At 68.2% G+C, this 14386-nt stretch carries 18 protein-coding genes; 10 read left to right on the top strand and 8 right to left on the bottom strand.

Features of this window, described 5'->3' with window-relative positions:
- Positions 1 to 111 precede the first annotated feature (111 nt).
- Entirely contained in the window at positions 112 to 801 is a 690-nt protein-coding gene (locus ACSVDM_RS13205) for a ferritin-like fold-containing protein (protein ID WP_067491477.1), read from the bottom strand.
- A gap of 28 nt (positions 802 to 829) precedes the next feature.
- Positions 830 to 1882, bottom strand: coding sequence for an alpha/beta fold hydrolase (locus ACSVDM_RS13200; protein ID WP_439265035.1), 1053 nt, complete (start codon positions 1880 to 1882; stop codon positions 830 to 832).
- A gap of 430 nt (positions 1883 to 2312) precedes the next feature.
- On the opposite strand from ACSVDM_RS13200, the gene ACSVDM_RS13195 reads away from it, so the two are divergent.
- The 5 genes from ACSVDM_RS13195 (at position 2313) to ACSVDM_RS13175 (ending at position 7343) form a co-directional block, all read left to right on the top strand.
- Positions 2313 to 4049: a DEAD/DEAH box helicase gene (locus tag ACSVDM_RS13195; RefSeq protein WP_439265033.1), complete on the top strand. Its 1737-nt coding sequence runs from the start codon at positions 2313 to 2315 to the stop codon at positions 4047 to 4049.
- Positions 4050 to 4312: 263 nt separating this feature from the next.
- Complete coding sequence (locus tag ACSVDM_RS13190) at positions 4313 to 5548, top strand: Rv3212 family protein (protein WP_439265031.1); 1236 nt, start codon at positions 4313 to 4315, stop codon at positions 5546 to 5548.
- A 26-nt stretch (positions 5549 to 5574) separates the two neighbouring features.
- Positions 5575 to 6183, top strand: a complete 609-nt coding sequence (locus tag ACSVDM_RS13185) for an acid phosphatase (protein WP_439265029.1) — start codon at positions 5575 to 5577, stop codon at positions 6181 to 6183.
- Positions 6184 to 6218: 35 nt separating this feature from the next.
- Positions 6219 to 6659, top strand: coding sequence for a GNAT family N-acetyltransferase (locus tag ACSVDM_RS13180; RefSeq protein WP_439265120.1), 441 nt, complete (start codon positions 6219 to 6221; stop codon positions 6657 to 6659).
- A gap of 6 nt (positions 6660 to 6665) precedes the next feature.
- Positions 6666 to 7343, top strand: a complete 678-nt coding sequence (locus ACSVDM_RS13175) for an endonuclease V (protein ID WP_439265027.1) — start codon at positions 6666 to 6668, stop codon at positions 7341 to 7343.
- On the opposite strand, the gene ACSVDM_RS13170 is transcribed toward ACSVDM_RS13175, so the two are convergent.
- The gene (locus tag ACSVDM_RS13170) at positions 7340 to 7783 is read right to left on the bottom strand and encodes a hypothetical protein (protein WP_067637544.1); all 444 of its coding nucleotides are present in this window, start codon (positions 7781 to 7783) and stop codon (positions 7340 to 7342) included. The two genes, ACSVDM_RS13175 and ACSVDM_RS13170, sit on opposite strands and share 4 nt — an antisense overlap.
- Positions 7784 to 7976: 193 nt before the next feature.
- On the opposite strand from ACSVDM_RS13170, the gene ACSVDM_RS13165 reads away from it, so the two are divergent.
- Together ACSVDM_RS13165 and ACSVDM_RS13160 are read left to right on the top strand one after the other, a co-directional pair.
- Positions 7977 to 8921 carry a diacylglycerol/lipid kinase family protein gene (locus ACSVDM_RS13165; protein WP_439265117.1) on the top strand — a complete coding sequence of 315 codons (945 nt, stop codon included), beginning with the start codon at positions 7977 to 7979 and terminating at the stop codon, positions 8919 to 8921.
- Positions 8922 to 9173: 252 nt separating this feature from the next.
- Positions 9174 to 9428 carry a WhiB family transcriptional regulator gene (locus ACSVDM_RS13160; protein ID WP_022567051.1) on the top strand — a complete coding sequence of 85 codons (255 nt, stop codon included), beginning with the start codon at positions 9174 to 9176 and terminating at the stop codon, positions 9426 to 9428.
- A 111-nt stretch (positions 9429 to 9539) separates the two neighbouring features.
- On the opposite strand, the gene ACSVDM_RS13155 is transcribed toward ACSVDM_RS13160, so the two are convergent.
- Positions 9540 to 11054 (bottom strand): sensor histidine kinase, encoded by a 1515-nt coding sequence (locus ACSVDM_RS13155; RefSeq protein WP_439265025.1) that lies wholly within the window; start codon positions 11052 to 11054, stop codon positions 9540 to 9542.
- 31 nt (positions 11055 to 11085) lie between these two features.
- On the bottom strand, positions 11086 to 11301 hold the full coding sequence (locus ACSVDM_RS13150; RefSeq protein WP_067491718.1) for a biotin/lipoyl-binding carrier protein: 216 nt from the start codon (positions 11299 to 11301) through the stop codon (positions 11086 to 11088).
- Positions 11302 to 11449: 148 nt separating this feature from the next.
- On the opposite strand from ACSVDM_RS13150, the gene ACSVDM_RS13145 reads away from it, so the two are divergent.
- Positions 11450 to 11524, top strand: coding sequence for a 50S ribosomal protein bL37 (locus tag ACSVDM_RS13145; RefSeq protein WP_022597109.1), 75 nt, complete (start codon positions 11450 to 11452; stop codon positions 11522 to 11524).
- A gap of 56 nt (positions 11525 to 11580) precedes the next feature.
- Here ACSVDM_RS13145 and rsrA read toward each other — a convergent pair whose 3' ends face one another.
- On the bottom strand, positions 11581 to 11844 hold the full coding sequence (rsrA, locus tag ACSVDM_RS13140) for a mycothiol system anti-sigma-R factor (protein ID WP_439265115.1): 264 nt from the start codon (positions 11842 to 11844) through the stop codon (positions 11581 to 11583).
- 11 nt (positions 11845 to 11855) lie between these two features.
- Positions 11856 to 12491: a sigma-70 family RNA polymerase sigma factor gene (locus ACSVDM_RS13135; protein WP_067491716.1), complete on the bottom strand. Its 636-nt coding sequence runs from the start codon at positions 12489 to 12491 to the stop codon at positions 11856 to 11858.
- A 201-nt stretch (positions 12492 to 12692) separates the two neighbouring features.
- On the opposite strand from ACSVDM_RS13135, the gene ybaK reads away from it, so the two are divergent.
- Both ybaK and ACSVDM_RS13125 read left to right on the top strand, forming a co-directional pair.
- The gene (gene ybaK, locus ACSVDM_RS13130; protein WP_067491458.1) at positions 12693 to 13184 is read left to right on the top strand and encodes a Cys-tRNA(Pro) deacylase; all 492 of its coding nucleotides are present in this window, start codon (positions 12693 to 12695) and stop codon (positions 13182 to 13184) included.
- Positions 13185 to 13272: 88 nt separating this feature from the next.
- Positions 13273 to 13581 (top strand): hypothetical protein, encoded by a 309-nt coding sequence (locus tag ACSVDM_RS13125; protein WP_067491456.1) that lies wholly within the window; start codon positions 13273 to 13275, stop codon positions 13579 to 13581.
- Positions 13582 to 13603: 22 nt separating this feature from the next.
- On the opposite strand, the gene ACSVDM_RS13120 is transcribed toward ACSVDM_RS13125, so the two are convergent.
- The gene (locus ACSVDM_RS13120; RefSeq protein WP_439265022.1) at positions 13604 to 14377 is read right to left on the bottom strand and encodes an SOS response-associated peptidase; all 774 of its coding nucleotides are present in this window, start codon (positions 14375 to 14377) and stop codon (positions 13604 to 13606) included.
- Positions 14378 to 14386: the final 9 nt, after the last annotated feature.

The raw sequence follows: 14386 nt of genomic DNA, 5'->3' as shown, positions 1-14386 counted from the left end.
GCAAGCACATGGGCAACTCACCGGCCACGACCTACCGCAACCCATTGCCAGTCTGGCCGCCGACGCAAGCCTCCCCGCACCTGAGTCCGGCCAAAAGTCGCGGAGAGGCGGTCACAGCCCTAGTTGGGCCATGCGGGCGGCGTGGCGCTCTTGCATGCGGTCGAACAGGGAGACGATGCCGTTGAGGTCGCCCGTGGCGGCCAGCACCAGTTCGGCGAGTTCGTCGCGCTGAGCCATCACGTACTGCGCCTGGGTGATGGCCTCACCGAGCAGCCTGCGACCCCACAGGGTGAGCCGGTCGCGCTCGGACCGGCTGGCGGTGACCGCGTTGCGGACCTCCTCGACCACGAACTGCGAGTGCCCGGTCTCGGCGAGCACGTCGCGCACCACATCGGCGACCTCGGCGGGGAGCGCGCCGGCGATCTCGGTGTAGAAGTCGGCGGCCAGGCCGTCACCCACGTAGAACTTCACCATCGACTCGAGCCACGTCGACGGGTCGGTGGAGGCGTGGTAGGAGTCCAGCGCGCCCTGGTACTGGTCCATCGCCCGCTCGGCGTCGACCCCGCGCGCGCTCAGGGCCGCCTCGAGGGCCTCGAAGTGCGCCAGCTCCGCGGCCGCCATCTTGGCCACCGCGACCCGCCCGCGCACCGACGGCGCGAGCTTGGCTTCCTCGGCGAGCCGATAGAACGCGGACAGCTCGCCGTAGGCGAGGACCGCGAACAGCTCGGTCACCCCCGGGTGATCGGCGGACAGCGGTGCGGTCGAGAAAATTTCCGGCGCGGCTGAGGTCTGGGCTCCCATGACCGCCAATCGTAGTCGCGATCGCGGGTCAGTCGCGATCGGCCAGGAATTTGTCCAGATGCGTCCAGGTGGTGTCGCGGGCCTGTGGTCCGGCGAGAATGCCGAGGTGGCTGCCGGGAACGACCTCGTAGGTCACCGAGGGCGACCCGGTGAGCGTGCGCAAACCCGCCTCGACAGCGGCCTTCGGCGTGATGACGTCGGCGGTGCCGCCGAACAGCAGCACCGGCACCCGCACATCGGCGAGGTCGATGGTGAGGTCGCGCAGGTGCACCTTGCCCTTGCCGATGTCGTTGGCGAGGATGAACCGGCCCCACAGCTGCCCGTAGAAGCGGCCGGGGTAGCCGGGCATGGCGGCCTGGAACCGGTCGATGGATTCCATTCTGGCCAGCGTCTCGGTGCGCGCGATATTGCCCGCGATGAACATCGGCCGCGCCAGTTCGCGGTCGAACGCCGCCACCCGGTAGGCGAATTTGGTCAGCGGCGCGGGGATACCGCCGACGGCCCGCACCACGTTGGTGACCGCTTTGCCGCCGGTGATCCGGGCGACCGCGCGCACCTGCGGCATGCCGAGCATCTTGTCGTAATCGAGCGGCGGGCCGAATCCGGTGACCGAACGAATCGGCAGGTCGGCGTTGGCAGCGGTGGTGAGCAGGGCGAAGATGCCGCCGATGGACCAGCCGACGAGGTCGACGGGCGCGCCACCGCGATCGGCGCTGACCCGGCGGATCGCCTCGGGCAGGATGTCGGTGACCCAGTCCTCGAAACCCATCCGGCGGTCGGCGAAGCCGATCTCGCCGTAGTCGATGAGGTAGGTGGGGCGGCCGGTGGACACCAGGTGGCGAACCAGGCTCTGGTCGGGGCGCAGGTCGAAGCAGGTGGCGGGCGCCGCGAGCGGCGGAATCAGCAGCACCGCGGAATCGGTTGTGGCCGAGTCGTTTTCGGTGTCGTAGCGGCGCAACAAGCGGTGCGGTTCGTCCCACAGCACAGTCGAGGGCGCGGGGTCGGGCGCCTCGATGCCCGCGCCGAAGCTCAGCGCCCAGGCGTTGCGCGCGGCGGTGGTGACGGTGTCGGTGATGCTCACGACAAGAAATGTCTCACATCCCGGTACCGCCGGTTACAGTGACCTCTATTACATCCGCGACACGCGCGAAAACCGGAAACGGTGAATTGCGCTGCGTCGCATCGTGTATGCGGGCGTGACCGGCGACGATTTCGATTTCCACGCGACGCCTCGGCGACGTGAAATTCGGATTGCGCAGAATATCACGCTACAATCACTGTGGACAACGCTAGTTTCGTAGCCCCGGCACACTTCGCGGGCGCGTCACACCACGGCGCACAGCGCCACCCGGCAGCGTTGACCAGGAAAATGTGCGCGCACCGAATCCGTATCACCGATGTGCCGCGCCGATGACGCAGACGCGATCGGCGCTGGCCCGGCGAGTATCACAGGCGGATATGTGGTCGTCGCGGGCCGACCGGCCCGCCCCACCTCGTGCGTGCGAGATGCAATGACGAGGAAGGCACGAACCCTGAGCAAGATCACTGTCGAACAGGAACCCGGTGTGGCCGACACCCTGCTGACGGCCGAACTGGACGACACCCACACGCCGCCGAGTTTCGCCGAATTGGGGGTGCGCTCCGAAATTGTGCGCGCGCTCGGCGAGATCGGTATCGAACGCACCTTCGCGATTCAGGAACTCACCCTGCCGCTGGCACTGGCCGGCGAGGATCTCATCGGTCAGGCCCGCACCGGTATGGGTAAAACGTTCGGTTTCGGTGTGCCGCTGCTGCACCGCATCGCGACCGCCGACACCGGGACCACCCCGCTGGACGGCACGCCGCGCGCGCTGGTCATCGTGCCCACGCGCGAGCTGTGCATCCAGGTGACCAAGGACCTGGAGAACGCGAGCAAGTACCTGACCAACCACCAGGGCCCGCTGAAGGTCGCCGCCATCTACGGTGGCCGCCCCTACGACTCCCAGATCGCCGACCTGAACAAGGGCGTCGACGTGGTCGTCGGCACCCCGGGTCGACTCTTGGACCTGGCGAACCAGAACCATCTGATCCTCGGCAAGATCGGCGTGCTCGTCCTCGACGAGGCCGACGAGATGCTCGACCTGGGCTTCCTGCCCGATATCGAGCGCATCCTCACGATGGTGCCCGACAAGCGTCAGACGATGCTGTTCTCGGCGACCATGCCCGGGCCGATCATCACGCTCGCCCGCACCTTCCTGACCAAGCCGACGCACATCCGCGCCGAGCTGGCCAACGATTCCGCGGTGCACGACCGCACCAAGCAGTTCGTCTACCGCGCGCACGCGATGGACAAGGCCGAACTGGTCGCCCGCGTGCTGCAGGCCGAGTCCCGCGGCGCGACGATGATCTTCACCCGCACCAAGCGCACCGCGCAGAAGGTGGCCGACGATCTGGCCGAGCGCGGTTTCGCCGTCGGCGCCGTGCACGGCGACCTGAACCAGGTGGCGCGGGAGAAGGCGCTCAACAAGTTCCGCAACGGCACCATCGACGTGCTGGTCGCCACCGATGTCGCCGCGCGCGGTATCGACATCGACGACGTCACCCACGTCATCAACTACCAGTGCCCCGAGGACGAGAAGACCTACGTCCACCGCATCGGGCGCACCGGTCGCGCGGGCCGCACCGGTGTGGCGATCACTCTGATCGACTGGGACGAGCTGCACCGCTGGGAGTCGATCAACAAGGCGCTGGGCCTGAACATGGCCGATCCCGCCGAGACGTACTCGCGTTCGCCGCACCTGTATTCCGACCTCGGCATCCCCGAGGGCGTCACCGGTGTGGTGCGCAAGCCGAAGCCGGAGCGCGACGAGGACGCGGTCGTCGTGGAGCGCACCGAGCGCCCCAAGACCACGCGCAGCCGCCGCCGCACCCGTGGCGGCAAGGCCGAGTCCGCCGAGACGACCGCTTCGGAGACCACCACCGAGGAATCGTCGGACGCGAGCGACACCGCCGAAGGCGACAAGCCCGCCCGCCGCCGCCGTCGCCGCCGCAAGCCGGCCGATGGCACCGACGCGACCACCGAGTCGGCCACTGATTCGGCGCCCACCGAGTCGACACCGACCGAATCGGCTGCCACCGAGTCGGCTCCGGCCGATTCGACCCCCGCCGAGGCGACCGATTCCGACGCCGAGCCCAAGCCCGCTCGCCGCCGCCGTCGCCGCAAGCCCGCGGACACCACCGCCGATACTCAGGTAACCGTCGACGCCTGACCGCACCCAGCACCACCCGAAACGGCCCGTCATCACCAGATGGCGGGCCGTTCGCGTACTCACCCGGGCAAAGTGCCCACTACCTCGCCTTGCCGCAGGCAAAGGTCTCACGATTCCGTCCCGGAGCAGCAGGCGAGCACATGGGTAACTCACCGGGGACGGGCTAGGGTGACCCGCTACCTCGTCTGGCCGCCGACGCAACCCTCACCGCACCTCAGTCCGGCCAGAATTCCCGGAGAGGCGGCCCTGCTAGGGTCGCTGGCGTGGTTGTTCCGGAGCGGCGTACCCGTGCCGATGTCATCGCCGCCGTAACGATCGCCGTTGTCTGCCTGGTCGCGGCGGCTGTCGTGTGGGCGCGTGCGGACGCCACCGGCACCAATTCCGTCACCGCCGACTCCCCCGCGCCGACCGTGGTCGCCGCGACCCAGTTGCCCGGCACGCTGCGCGAGCGGTGGCACGCGGCGGACTCGGCGAGTTCGCGGGCGCTCGTCGCCGGGAATGTGGTTGTCACCGGTGACGAAGGCACGGTGAGCGGGCGCGATCCGCTGACCGGTGAGCAGCGGTGGTGGTACCGGCGGGACATGCCGCTGTGCGGGGTGGAGGCGCAGTGGGGTTCGGTGATCGCGACCTACCGCGATCAGCGTGGTTGCAGCCAGACCACCATGCTCGACGCGGACACCGGTGCCCGCAGCATCGCCCGCAGTAGTTACATGGACGACGCGATCCGGCTTTCCGGCGACGGCACCTATCTGCTCGCCCTCGGTGCCGACCGGCTGGAGATGTGGCGTTCGGATCTGGTGCGCACGCTCGAGTACGGCTACGTGGACGCGCCGGTGAACCCGAATACCCAGCCGCGCAACGGATGCGAGCTCCGGTCTGCGGCGTCGAGTTCGTCGCGGCTGGCGGTGATCGAACGGTGTCCGGACGATCCGGGCGCCCGGCTGACGGTGCTCGCCCCGTCGCCGAAGGAAGCCACCGCACCCGAGGAGCACGGCTCGCGCCTGCTCACCGCACCGGGTGCCGACTCCGCCGAGGTGCGGGTGATCGCGGTGTCGGATGCCAAGATCGCCGTCTACTATCCGCCGGCCCCGGCCACCGCGACGGGTCTCGCGCAACCGGCCCGCATCGCTGTGCACGACGGCACCGGCAACGAGGTGTCCTCCGCCGCGCTGGCCGAACCGTGGACCGACCGCACCACCGTGACCCGGCTCGGCTCGGCGATCTACGTGTTCACCGGCAAGACCTTGATCGCCTTGAGCGCCGCCACATTACAGCCCACCTGGACGGTGCGCGACGCGCTCGGTACCCCGGCGTCGATGGCGGGCAGACTGCTGGTCCCCGTCGCCGACGGCATGCTCGCGGTGGATTTCGCCACCGGGACGACCGTTGCGCGGATCGCGGTGCAGCGCAGCGATTACCGCGGCGACCCGATCAGCACGGCGGTGCTCGGCGACACCGTCTTCGAACGACGCGGTGGCAGGCTCTACGCACTCGGCTGAGCCCGCCGGGCTGTCATGATGGAGCCATGTCCGCATCCGACGCCCGTTTGGTCCTGCTCCGCCACGGCGAAACCACGTGGTCCGCGCAACGGAAGCACACCAGCCGCACCGATCTGCCGTTGACCGAACTCGGCGAGGCGCAGGCCCGCGCGGCCGGGTTGGTCGTGAAGTCCCTCGACCTGCGTGATCCGCTCGTCTTCACCAGCCCGCGCCTGCGTGCGCGCCAGACCGCCGAACTGGCCGGGCTCGCCGAGATCCATGTCGACGACGAACTGGTCGAATGGGATTACGGCGACTACGAGGGCGTCACCACCGCCGAGATCCGCGAGACCGTCCCCGGCTGGACCGTGTGGACCCACCCGGTGCCCGGCGGCGAGACGGCCGAGCAGGTGGGCGCCCGCGCCGATCACGTCCTCGACCGGGCCGAGCCTGCCCTGGCCGACCGCGATGTGGTGCTGGTGGGGCACGGGCACTTCTCCCGCGTGTTGATCGCCCGCTGGGGCGAGTTCGCGGTGCGCGAGGGGCGGCGGTTCGCGATGTCGACCGGCGCGGTGAGCGTTCTCGGTTACGACCATGGGGCGCATACGATCTGGGCCCACAACCTGACTCATCGCACCGAAGGAGACCTCCGTTGACCGTGCGCCGCGCCCTCGCGACAGATGTGCCCGCGATGGTCGGGCTCGTGCACGATCTCGCCGAGTACGAGAAGGCTCCCCAGGCGTGCACACTCACCGAGGCGCAGTTGAGCGCGGCCCTGTTCGGGCCGTCGCCCGCCGTGTTCGCCCACGTCGCCGAGCACGAGGGCGAGGTGGTCGGGTGCGCGATCTGGTTCCTGAACTACTCCACCTGGGACGGCGTGCACGGCATCTACCTCGAGGACCTCTACGTGCGCCCCGAAGCGCGCGGCACGGGGCTCGGGCGCGCCCTGGTCACCGCCCTGGCCGCCGAGGCGGTCACGCACGGCTACAGCCGGGTGTCGTGGTCGGTGCTCACCTGGAACACGCCGTCGATCGAGTTCTACCGATCCCTCGGCGCCACAGCGCAAGACGAATGGATCGGGTATCGGCTCGCGGGAAAGGAACTGTCCGCGCTCGCCGCGTCGGCGCGGTGATATCGGATGCGCATAGCTCTACCGCACGATTGGCCCGCCACACCCGAGGACGCCGTCGCACTGCAAGATCGGCTACGCCCGCTGGTTCGCGCCGAAAACCCTGCGCCACCGCAATTCTCGACAGTGGCCGGAATCGATTCCGCCTACGCCGCGGACGGCACCGTTGCCACGGCGGCGGTAATTCTCGACGCGCACACCTTGGAAACCGTGGAAACGGCGGTGGCATACGGTGTTTCGACATTTCCCTACGTGCCGGGCCTGCTCGCTTTCCGGGAACTTCCCGCCACCGTCGCCGCCCTCGAAAAACTCACGCGCACACCGGATCTGCTCGTGTGTGACGCGCAGGGCCGGGCGCATCCGCGCCGATTCGGCCTCGCCTGTCATGTCGGATTGCTGACGGGCATTCCGACGATCGGTGTCGCCAAATCGGTGTGGGGCGAATACGGCGAACCCGGGCCGCGACGCGGTGACAGCAGTGCGGTGACGATCGACGGCGAGATCGTCGGCCGCGCACTGCGCACCAGGGACGGTGTGAAACCACTGTTCGTCTCGATAGGTCATCTCGTCGACCTCGACACCGCCTGCGCCCAGGTGCTCGCGCTCACGAAGAATTACCGGCAACCGGAGACGACTCGCGCCGCTGACCACCTGTGCCGCCAGGCGCTGCGCGCGAAGACCGGCTAACGCTCCTCGGGCAGCTCGCCGTAGTCCTGCGCCATCCACCGGCTCGACGCGGGTGCGAACAGGGCGGCCAGGCCGCCGAGCGCGACGACGGCGAGCAGGGTGCCGTACACCGGCTGATGCGAGTCGGTCAGCAACGACCAGGCGACCGGCAGCAACAGGATCTGCGCGATGACCGCGATGGCCCGGCCCCAGCGCTTGCCGCGCAGCAGCGCGATCCCGGCCGCGAGCACGCCGCCGAACAGCGCGATGAACCACATGGCCGTGCCGACCCCGCTGGCCACCGACTGATCGTGGCCGGTCAGCGCCCGCACGATCAGCACGACCGCCGTGCCGACACCGGCCAGCCCCTCGAGGGTGACGATCGCACCGGCCACCCGCACCGTCGTCGGAATGCCCGAGTCGGCCCGTCCGCCGTGGTCGTGCTCGTCACCCTTGGTCATGTCGCGCTCCGTCACGGCGCCCAGCGTACGACCCCGGCCCCGCACCCCCGACCCCTAGGGAGGGGCGTTCGCGGCCCGGCCCGCCGGTCAGGTGCCGCGGCGTAGGCGACGAAGGAGCAAGCCGCGGTGCCTGACCGGCGGGCCCTCCAGGGCCGCGAACCCGCCGTGCCGCAGGCGCGGCAAGATGGATACAGTGCGGACGCTGCTCATCGTTAATCCCAATGCCACTTCGACCACGCCGGCGACCAGGGACCTGCTCGCGCATGCCCTGGAGAGCCGGACGCAGCTGACCGTTGCGCACACCCAGCATCGCGGTCACGCGGCCGAACTGGCGCAGTGGGCATCGACCCAGGAGATGGACCTGATCGTCGTGCACGGCGGCGATGGGACGGTCAACGAGACCATCAACGGGTTCCTACCGCTGCCCCAGGTGGAAGACGATCAGGTGTGGCGGCCCCGTCTCGGGGTGATCCCCGGCGGCTCGGCCAATGTGTTCGCCCGCGCCCTCGGCATCTCCCCCGATCCGGTGACAGCTACCAACCAGCTCATCGATCTGCTCGGCCGCGACGCGGACCGCCGGATCGGGCTCGGTCTGGCCGATGACCGGTGGTTCACATTCAGCGCCGGAGTCGGTCTCGACGCGGATGTGTGCGAGGCGATCGACGCGGCCCGCGCGAAAGGTCGCAAGGCCACTCCGGCGCGCTATCTGCGGACGACGGTTCGGCAGTTCTTCCGCGCGCGCAGGCATGAACCGAGCGTCACCGTTACCGTTCCGGGACACGATCCGGTGGAGTCGGTGTATTACGCCTTCGTCACGAATTCGAGCCCGTGGACCTATCTGGAGGATCGTCCGGTTCGTACGAATCCCGGTACGACCTTCGAAACGGGCCTCGGGGTGTTCGCGATGGGGTCGATGAGTGTGACGCGCACCCTGTTGCTCGCCCGGCAGTTGCTGAGCGATAATGGAAACCCTAAGGCGGACGCACTGTTTCGGATCGACGATGTCGATTCGGTTCGCATCGATTCTCCCGGCGAGATCGGCCTGCAAATCGATGGCGACTTCATCGGAAAACGCAAGATGGTGCATTTCACATCGGTGCCGAGCGCGCTCGATGTGGTAGCCCCGAAGCCCGTCTGAGCAAGGAACTCTCGAAAAAATCTCCGGGTTGCGCTGCGAAAACCCGGAGACGCGAGTACAAAGGACCGGGCAGGTGCCCCATGTGGGCAGCCTAGAGCGTGATCTCCCCCACGGTGCGCCGCAGACCTATTGACATCTACGGTGATCGTGAAAGCATTCACAAGCAACCGTGCGGAAACATTCGAGTCGCACAAGTGAACGATCCACTAACCAGAGGTGCCCTTTGTGGCGCCCGCGCAAAGGAGCAGAGGAATGGACTGGCGCCACAAGGCCATCTGTCGCGATGAGGACCCCGAGCTGTTCTTCCCGGTGGGTAACAGCGGTCCTGCGCTCGCGCAGATTGCCGATGCCAAGCTGGTCTGCGCCCGCTGCCCCGTCACCGCCGATTGCCTGTCGTGGGCCCTGAAGTCGGGCCAGGACGCCGGCGTGTGGGGTGGAATGAGCGAAGACGAGCGTCGCGCGCTCAAGCGGCGCAACGCGCGCACCCGTACGCGTACCTCCGTCTAGGTAGACAAGACGGGCGTTACCGGGCCAGCAGCCCCGGTCCGGTAACGCATGTGAGAACCCGGCACCCCTGGGTGCCGGGTTTATTGTTGCCCTACAACAGTTTTCGACGCTCTACCGTGCGGAACGGCGACCGAGCGGGACCCGCAGCACCGCATCGGTACCGACATCGGCACCGGGGTGCAACCCGATGGAACCGCCCAGTTCCGAGGTCACGAGAGTCCGCACGATCTGCAGCCCGAGACGGTCGGAACCCTCCAGGCTGAAGCCGGTGGGCAGGCCACGACCGTCGTCGCTGATGATCACGTCGAGCCAGCGCGCCGAACGCTCCGAACGAATCGTCACGGTACCGTTCTGCCCCGCGTCGAAGGCGTGCTCGATGGCGTTCTGCACCAGTTCGGTCAGCACCATCACCAGCGGGGTCGCCCGCTCGGCCGAGAACACCCCGAGCGAACCCGCGCGGCGCACCTTGATGCGTGCGGTGTGCACCGTGGCCACGTCGGCCATGATCGGCAACAGCCGGTCGACGACCTCGTCGAGGTCGACTTCCTCGTCCACCGACATCGACAGCATCTCGTGCACCGACGCGATCGAGGTGACCCGGCGCACCGATTCCGTCAGTGCCACTTGGGCTTCCGGGTTCTCGGTGCGACGCGCCTGCAACCGCAGCAGCGCCGCGACGGTCTGCAGATTGTTCTTCACCCGGTGGTGGATCTCGCGGATGGTCGCGTCCTTGCTGAGCAGGGCGCGGTCGCGTCGCTTCACCTCGGTGACATCGCGCACCAGCACCGCGGGCCCGGCCAGCTGCCCACCCGGCCGCATCACCAGGGTGCGCAGCAACACCGTGGCACCCCGCGCCTCGACCTCCATCCGGCGACCCGTGCGGCCCGCGAGCGCGGCCTGGATATCGGCGACCACCTCTTGCGCGTCGAAGGGGTCGGTGATGAGTGAGCGCGTCGTCACCGCCAGATCCTGGCCTACCAAGTCGGCTTGCAAACCCATCCGGTGATAGGCCGACAGCGCGTTCGGGCTGGCGTAGACCACCTGGCCCTGGGTATCGAGCCGGATGAAGCCGTCACCCGCGCGCGGGCTGGAATGGGTGGCCGCCCGGTCCTCGGGGGTGGGGAAGCTGCCGTCGGCGATCATCTGGCACAGGTCGTCGGCGGCCGACACATAGGCCGTCTCCAGGGTGGAACGCACCCGGGAGCGCTGCAGATCGCCGTCGCGGCTCAGCACGGCGATCACGTCCTCCCCGCAGCGCACCGGAATCGCCTCGCGCACCGCGTGCACCGGGCTCGCGTCCGCGGCGCCGCTCACCCGCACCTCGGTGTCGGTGCGTACGGCGGCCCCGGCGAGCAGCGCGTCGAACACCTGCGGGAAGTCGGTCCGCGAGGCGGTGGTGCCCACCTTGTCGTCGAGGTGCACCGTCGGCGCCGTGGTCGGCCGGATCTGGGCCACGCACACCACGTCGGCGCCGTCGGCGACCGGGCCGGCACCCACCCACAGCAGCAGATCCGAGAACGACAGATCGGCGAGCAACTGCCAATCGCCGACCACTCGTTGCAGATGGTCCACGGCGGTGCCGGGTAGGTCGGTGTGTTCGGCCAGGAGCTCGCTCAGTGTTGCCACGCTGGATCTACCGCTTCGTTTCTCGTGTGACTTACGCGATGGTGGCGATCAGGTCGCCTGCCTGTAGAACCTGGCCCGGGGTGACGTCGACGGAGGTGACCTCGCCGTCCACCTCGGTGAGCACCGGGATCTCCATCTTCATGGACTCGAGCAGCACAAGGGTCTGATCGACGTGCACGTGATCACCCACCGCCACCTCGACAGCGAGCACGGTGGAGACCATCTCCGCGCGCACTTCTTCCACCATGACACCCCGTTCGTAGTCGTGTCGGCCACCGCGCTCGCGGCCGTGGCCGTATCCGCCGAAGCTACAGCCAACCACACGTGAAACAATGGCTCTCGATCAGATTGTGCTCCGCGCTGCGGCGGGGAGGACCCAGAGAAGGGAGCTACCTATGGGTAAGCGCGGACGTAAGAAGCGCAGCCGTAAGGGCAACGCAGCCAACCACGGCAAGCGGCCCAACGCCTGAGCCAGGCTCGGGACACGAAAAAGGGGCACCCGTCGGGTGCCCCTTTTTTGCTGCCGTCAGCCTTCGGTCGACTCGACCCTGGTGACGGTGATGCAGCGGTGGATCTCCACCTTCAGCCGTTCCCGCAGACCCTCGGGCGCGTGCTCGCCACCGCATTTGCGGTTGAGCAGGCCCTTGATCTTCTCCTCGATGCCGTAGGCCTCGATGCAGGGGCTGCAGTGGTCCATGTGTTCCTGCAACCGCGCGCGCGTGGCCTCGTCGCATTCGCCGTCGAGCATGAGCCACACGTCCGCGAGTACGGCCGTGCAGTCGAGCTCCATATCGGGGTCGCTCACTTCGAAACCTCCTGGCGTTCCCCACGGTCGAATCCACGGTCGCGCGCCACCCCGGCGAGCAGACCCTTGAGTTGCTTGCGGCCGCGGTGCAGCCGCGACATCACGGTACCGATCGGGGTGCCCATGATGTCGGCGATTTCCTTGTACGGGAAGCCTTCGACGTCGGCGTAGTACACCGCCATCCGGAATTCCTCCGGCAACTCCTGCAGCGCGGCCTTGATCTCGTCGTCGGGCAGGGCGTCGAGAGCCTCCACCTCGGCCGAACGCAGACCGGTCGAGCTGTGCTCGGCGGTCGCGGCCAGCTGCCAGTCGGTGATCTCGTCGGTCGGGTACTGCGCGGGCTGGCGCTGCTTCTTGCGGTAGGAGTTGATGTAGGTGTTGGTCAGGATCCGGTACAGCCAGGCACGCAGATTGGTGCCCTCCTTGAAGGACTTGAACCCCTGGAACGCCTTGACGTACGTCTCCTGCACCAGGTCTTCGGCGTCGGCCGGATTCCTGGTCATCCGCAGGGCGGCGCCGTAGAGCTGGTCGAGCATCGGCAGCGCGTCGCGCTCGAACCGGGCCGCCAGCTCGGCTTCGTCGACTTGCGCGCCGGACGCCTCGGTAGGCACCACGTCATCGTCGCTCGTCACACCAATCCCTTCGATCGCCGTAGCCACCGAATCTACCGGCAGCACGGAGTCGATGGGCAATCGCACGTCCCCCGACGCGAGGGGACGCTCCTCGAGCAGCAGTGTCACTATCTCTCCTCACGTTGTCTCGGGGGGTGTCACTGCTGTGCAACAGGCACTCCCCCGGCTGTGTTCCCGATCGGCCGGTTTTAGGGTGTGCTCATGGCTGCCGCGTCGACGCCCGCGATCAAGGTGCTCACCGCTGCGAAAATCGCGCACGAGGTCCACTCCTACGCCCACGACCCGCGTGCGGACTCCTACGGCGCGGAAGCTGTCGACGCGCTCGGCGACGCACTGGGGGTGGTGGCAGCACAGGTCTTCAAGACCTTGGTGATCGAGCTCTCCACCGGCGCGCTCGCCGTGGCGGTGCTTCCGGTGCCCGCCAAGCTCTCGCTCAAAGCCGCCGCGGCCGCGCTCGGTGCGCCGAAGGCGAGCATGGCCGACAAGACCAAGGCCGAACGAACCACCGGATACGTTCTCGGCGGGGTCTCCCCGCTGGGGCAGCGCAAAAAGCTGGCAACCGTCGTCGACGCCTCGGCACTGGAGTGGGACCGGGTGCTGTGCAGCGCGGGTAAACGGGGCCTGGAGATCGAGCTCGCCCCCGCCGATCTGGTACGCGCGGCGGGCGCGGTGACGGCGCCGATCACGGCGTAGCAATCCGATCACAGTCTCGTTCCGAATCCACTACCGACGCATTCCGCGCCCGGTACGACCGATTCGACCCGAGGATGTGATGCGAAAAATGTCCACTCGCTCGACGATCGCCACCCTGTCCCTTGCCCTGATACTCGGCTTCGGCGCCGCGGAGGCCGCCGTGCCCGCCGCCGCGATTCCACCGGTGGCGCCGTCCGCACCGACCGAGCCCGGCGACTACCCGCTCAACGGCCAGGGCACCAGCCCGAAGAACGCGCCGGGAGCCGAGAACAACGAACAGGCCGAGAAGACCGAGAACCTCGGCGGCGGACTGGCCACCGAGATCATCGACCTGGTCACCGGCGCCATCAAGTGCGGCCTGAACATCGCCACCGATTCGGTGCCCTGCCCGCTCTGACGTTCGCGGCGGCCGGGCACGATCACAGCAGTGTGGTCTGCCCGGCCTCTTCGTCGGGAACCAGCAGTTCGGGACCGTTGTTGCGCACGTTGTTCACCAGTGTGGACACCGGTCGCGCGACGATATTCGCCACCTCGTCCGCCGCGGGCCCCCCGAGCAATTCGGCGGGTGCCGGGTGGTCCGGATCCAGCCAGGCGTCCCAGTGCTCACGCGGCATCGGTAAGGGCATGCGGTCGTGGATTCGGGCGAGCTCGCCCACGGCGTCGGTGGTGAGGATGGTGCACGACATCAGCGGTTGCGCGTCGGGCTTGCTCCGGTCGCGCCACACCGACCACAGGCCGGCCATGTAGATCCGCGAACCGTCGGCGTGGGACATGAAGAACGGCTTCTTGACCGCCTTGCCCTTGCCGGTCGGAGCGGGTTCGACGAGCCACTCGTACCAGCCGTCCATGGGGACGAGGCACCGCTTGGACTTGGCCGAGTCACGGAACGACGGTGCCGTGACGATCTTGTCGGCCCGGGCGTTGAACAGCGGTTTGCCCTTGGCCGGAACACCCGGCTCGGCGGCCTTGGTCCAGTGCGGGATCAGCCCCCAGCGCATCCGGCGGATCCGCAGGCGCGGATCGTCGTCGGGGTGGTCGTGCTCGTGGCGTTCGACCACGGTGAGCACCTGACTGGTCGGGGCCACGTTGTAGCTCACCGTCTCGTCGGGGTTGTCGAGGTCGGTTTCGTCGACCGCGTCGAGCTCGGCCGCCAAGCGACCGGGGTTGGTCGTAGTCGCATATCGTCCGCACATAGCAACCAT

The organism is Nocardia sp. JW2 (assembly GCF_051843015.1).
Taxonomy (GTDB): domain Bacteria; phylum Actinomycetota; class Actinomycetes; order Mycobacteriales; family Mycobacteriaceae; genus Nocardia; species Nocardia coubleae.
The sequence above is the reverse complement of the archived record's forward strand: the minus strand, read 5'-3'. Positions and strand labels throughout refer to the sequence as shown.

Excerpts from the sequence above, each read along its gene's own strand:
- ACSVDM_RS13205 (WP_067491477.1), bottom strand. The coding sequence starts at position 801 with ATGGGAGCCCAGACCTCAGCCGCGCCGGAAATTTTCTCGACCGCACCG.
- ACSVDM_RS13195 (WP_439265033.1), top strand. The coding sequence starts at position 2,313 with ATGACGAGGAAGGCACGAACCCTGAGCAAGATCACTGTCGAACAGGAA.
- ACSVDM_RS13185 (WP_439265029.1), top strand. The coding sequence starts at position 5,575 with ATGTCCGCATCCGACGCCCGTTTGGTCCTGCTCCGCCACGGCGAAACC.
- ACSVDM_RS13180 (WP_439265120.1), top strand. The coding sequence starts at position 6,219 with ATGGTCGGGCTCGTGCACGATCTCGCCGAGTACGAGAAGGCTCCCCAG.
- ACSVDM_RS13175 (WP_439265027.1), top strand. The coding sequence starts at position 6,666 with ATGCGCATAGCTCTACCGCACGATTGGCCCGCCACACCCGAGGACGCC.
- ACSVDM_RS13170 (WP_067637544.1), bottom strand. The coding sequence starts at position 7,783 with ATGACCAAGGGTGACGAGCACGACCACGGCGGACGGGCCGACTCGGGC.
- ACSVDM_RS13160 (WP_022567051.1), top strand. The coding sequence starts at position 9,174 with ATGGACTGGCGCCACAAGGCCATCTGTCGCGATGAGGACCCCGAGCTG.
- ACSVDM_RS13150 (WP_067491718.1), bottom strand. The coding sequence starts at position 11,301 with ATGGTGGAAGAAGTGCGCGCGGAGATGGTCTCCACCGTGCTCGCTGTC.
- rsrA (WP_439265115.1), bottom strand. The coding sequence starts at position 11,844 with ATGGAGCTCGACTGCACGGCCGTACTCGCGGACGTGTGGCTCATGCTC.
- ybaK (WP_067491458.1), top strand. The coding sequence starts at position 12,693 with ATGGCTGCCGCGTCGACGCCCGCGATCAAGGTGCTCACCGCTGCGAAA.
- ACSVDM_RS13125 (WP_067491456.1), top strand. The coding sequence starts at position 13,273 with ATGTCCACTCGCTCGACGATCGCCACCCTGTCCCTTGCCCTGATACTC.
- ACSVDM_RS13120 (WP_439265022.1), bottom strand. The coding sequence starts at position 14,377 with ATGTGCGGACGATATGCGACTACGACCAACCCCGGTCGCTTGGCGGCC.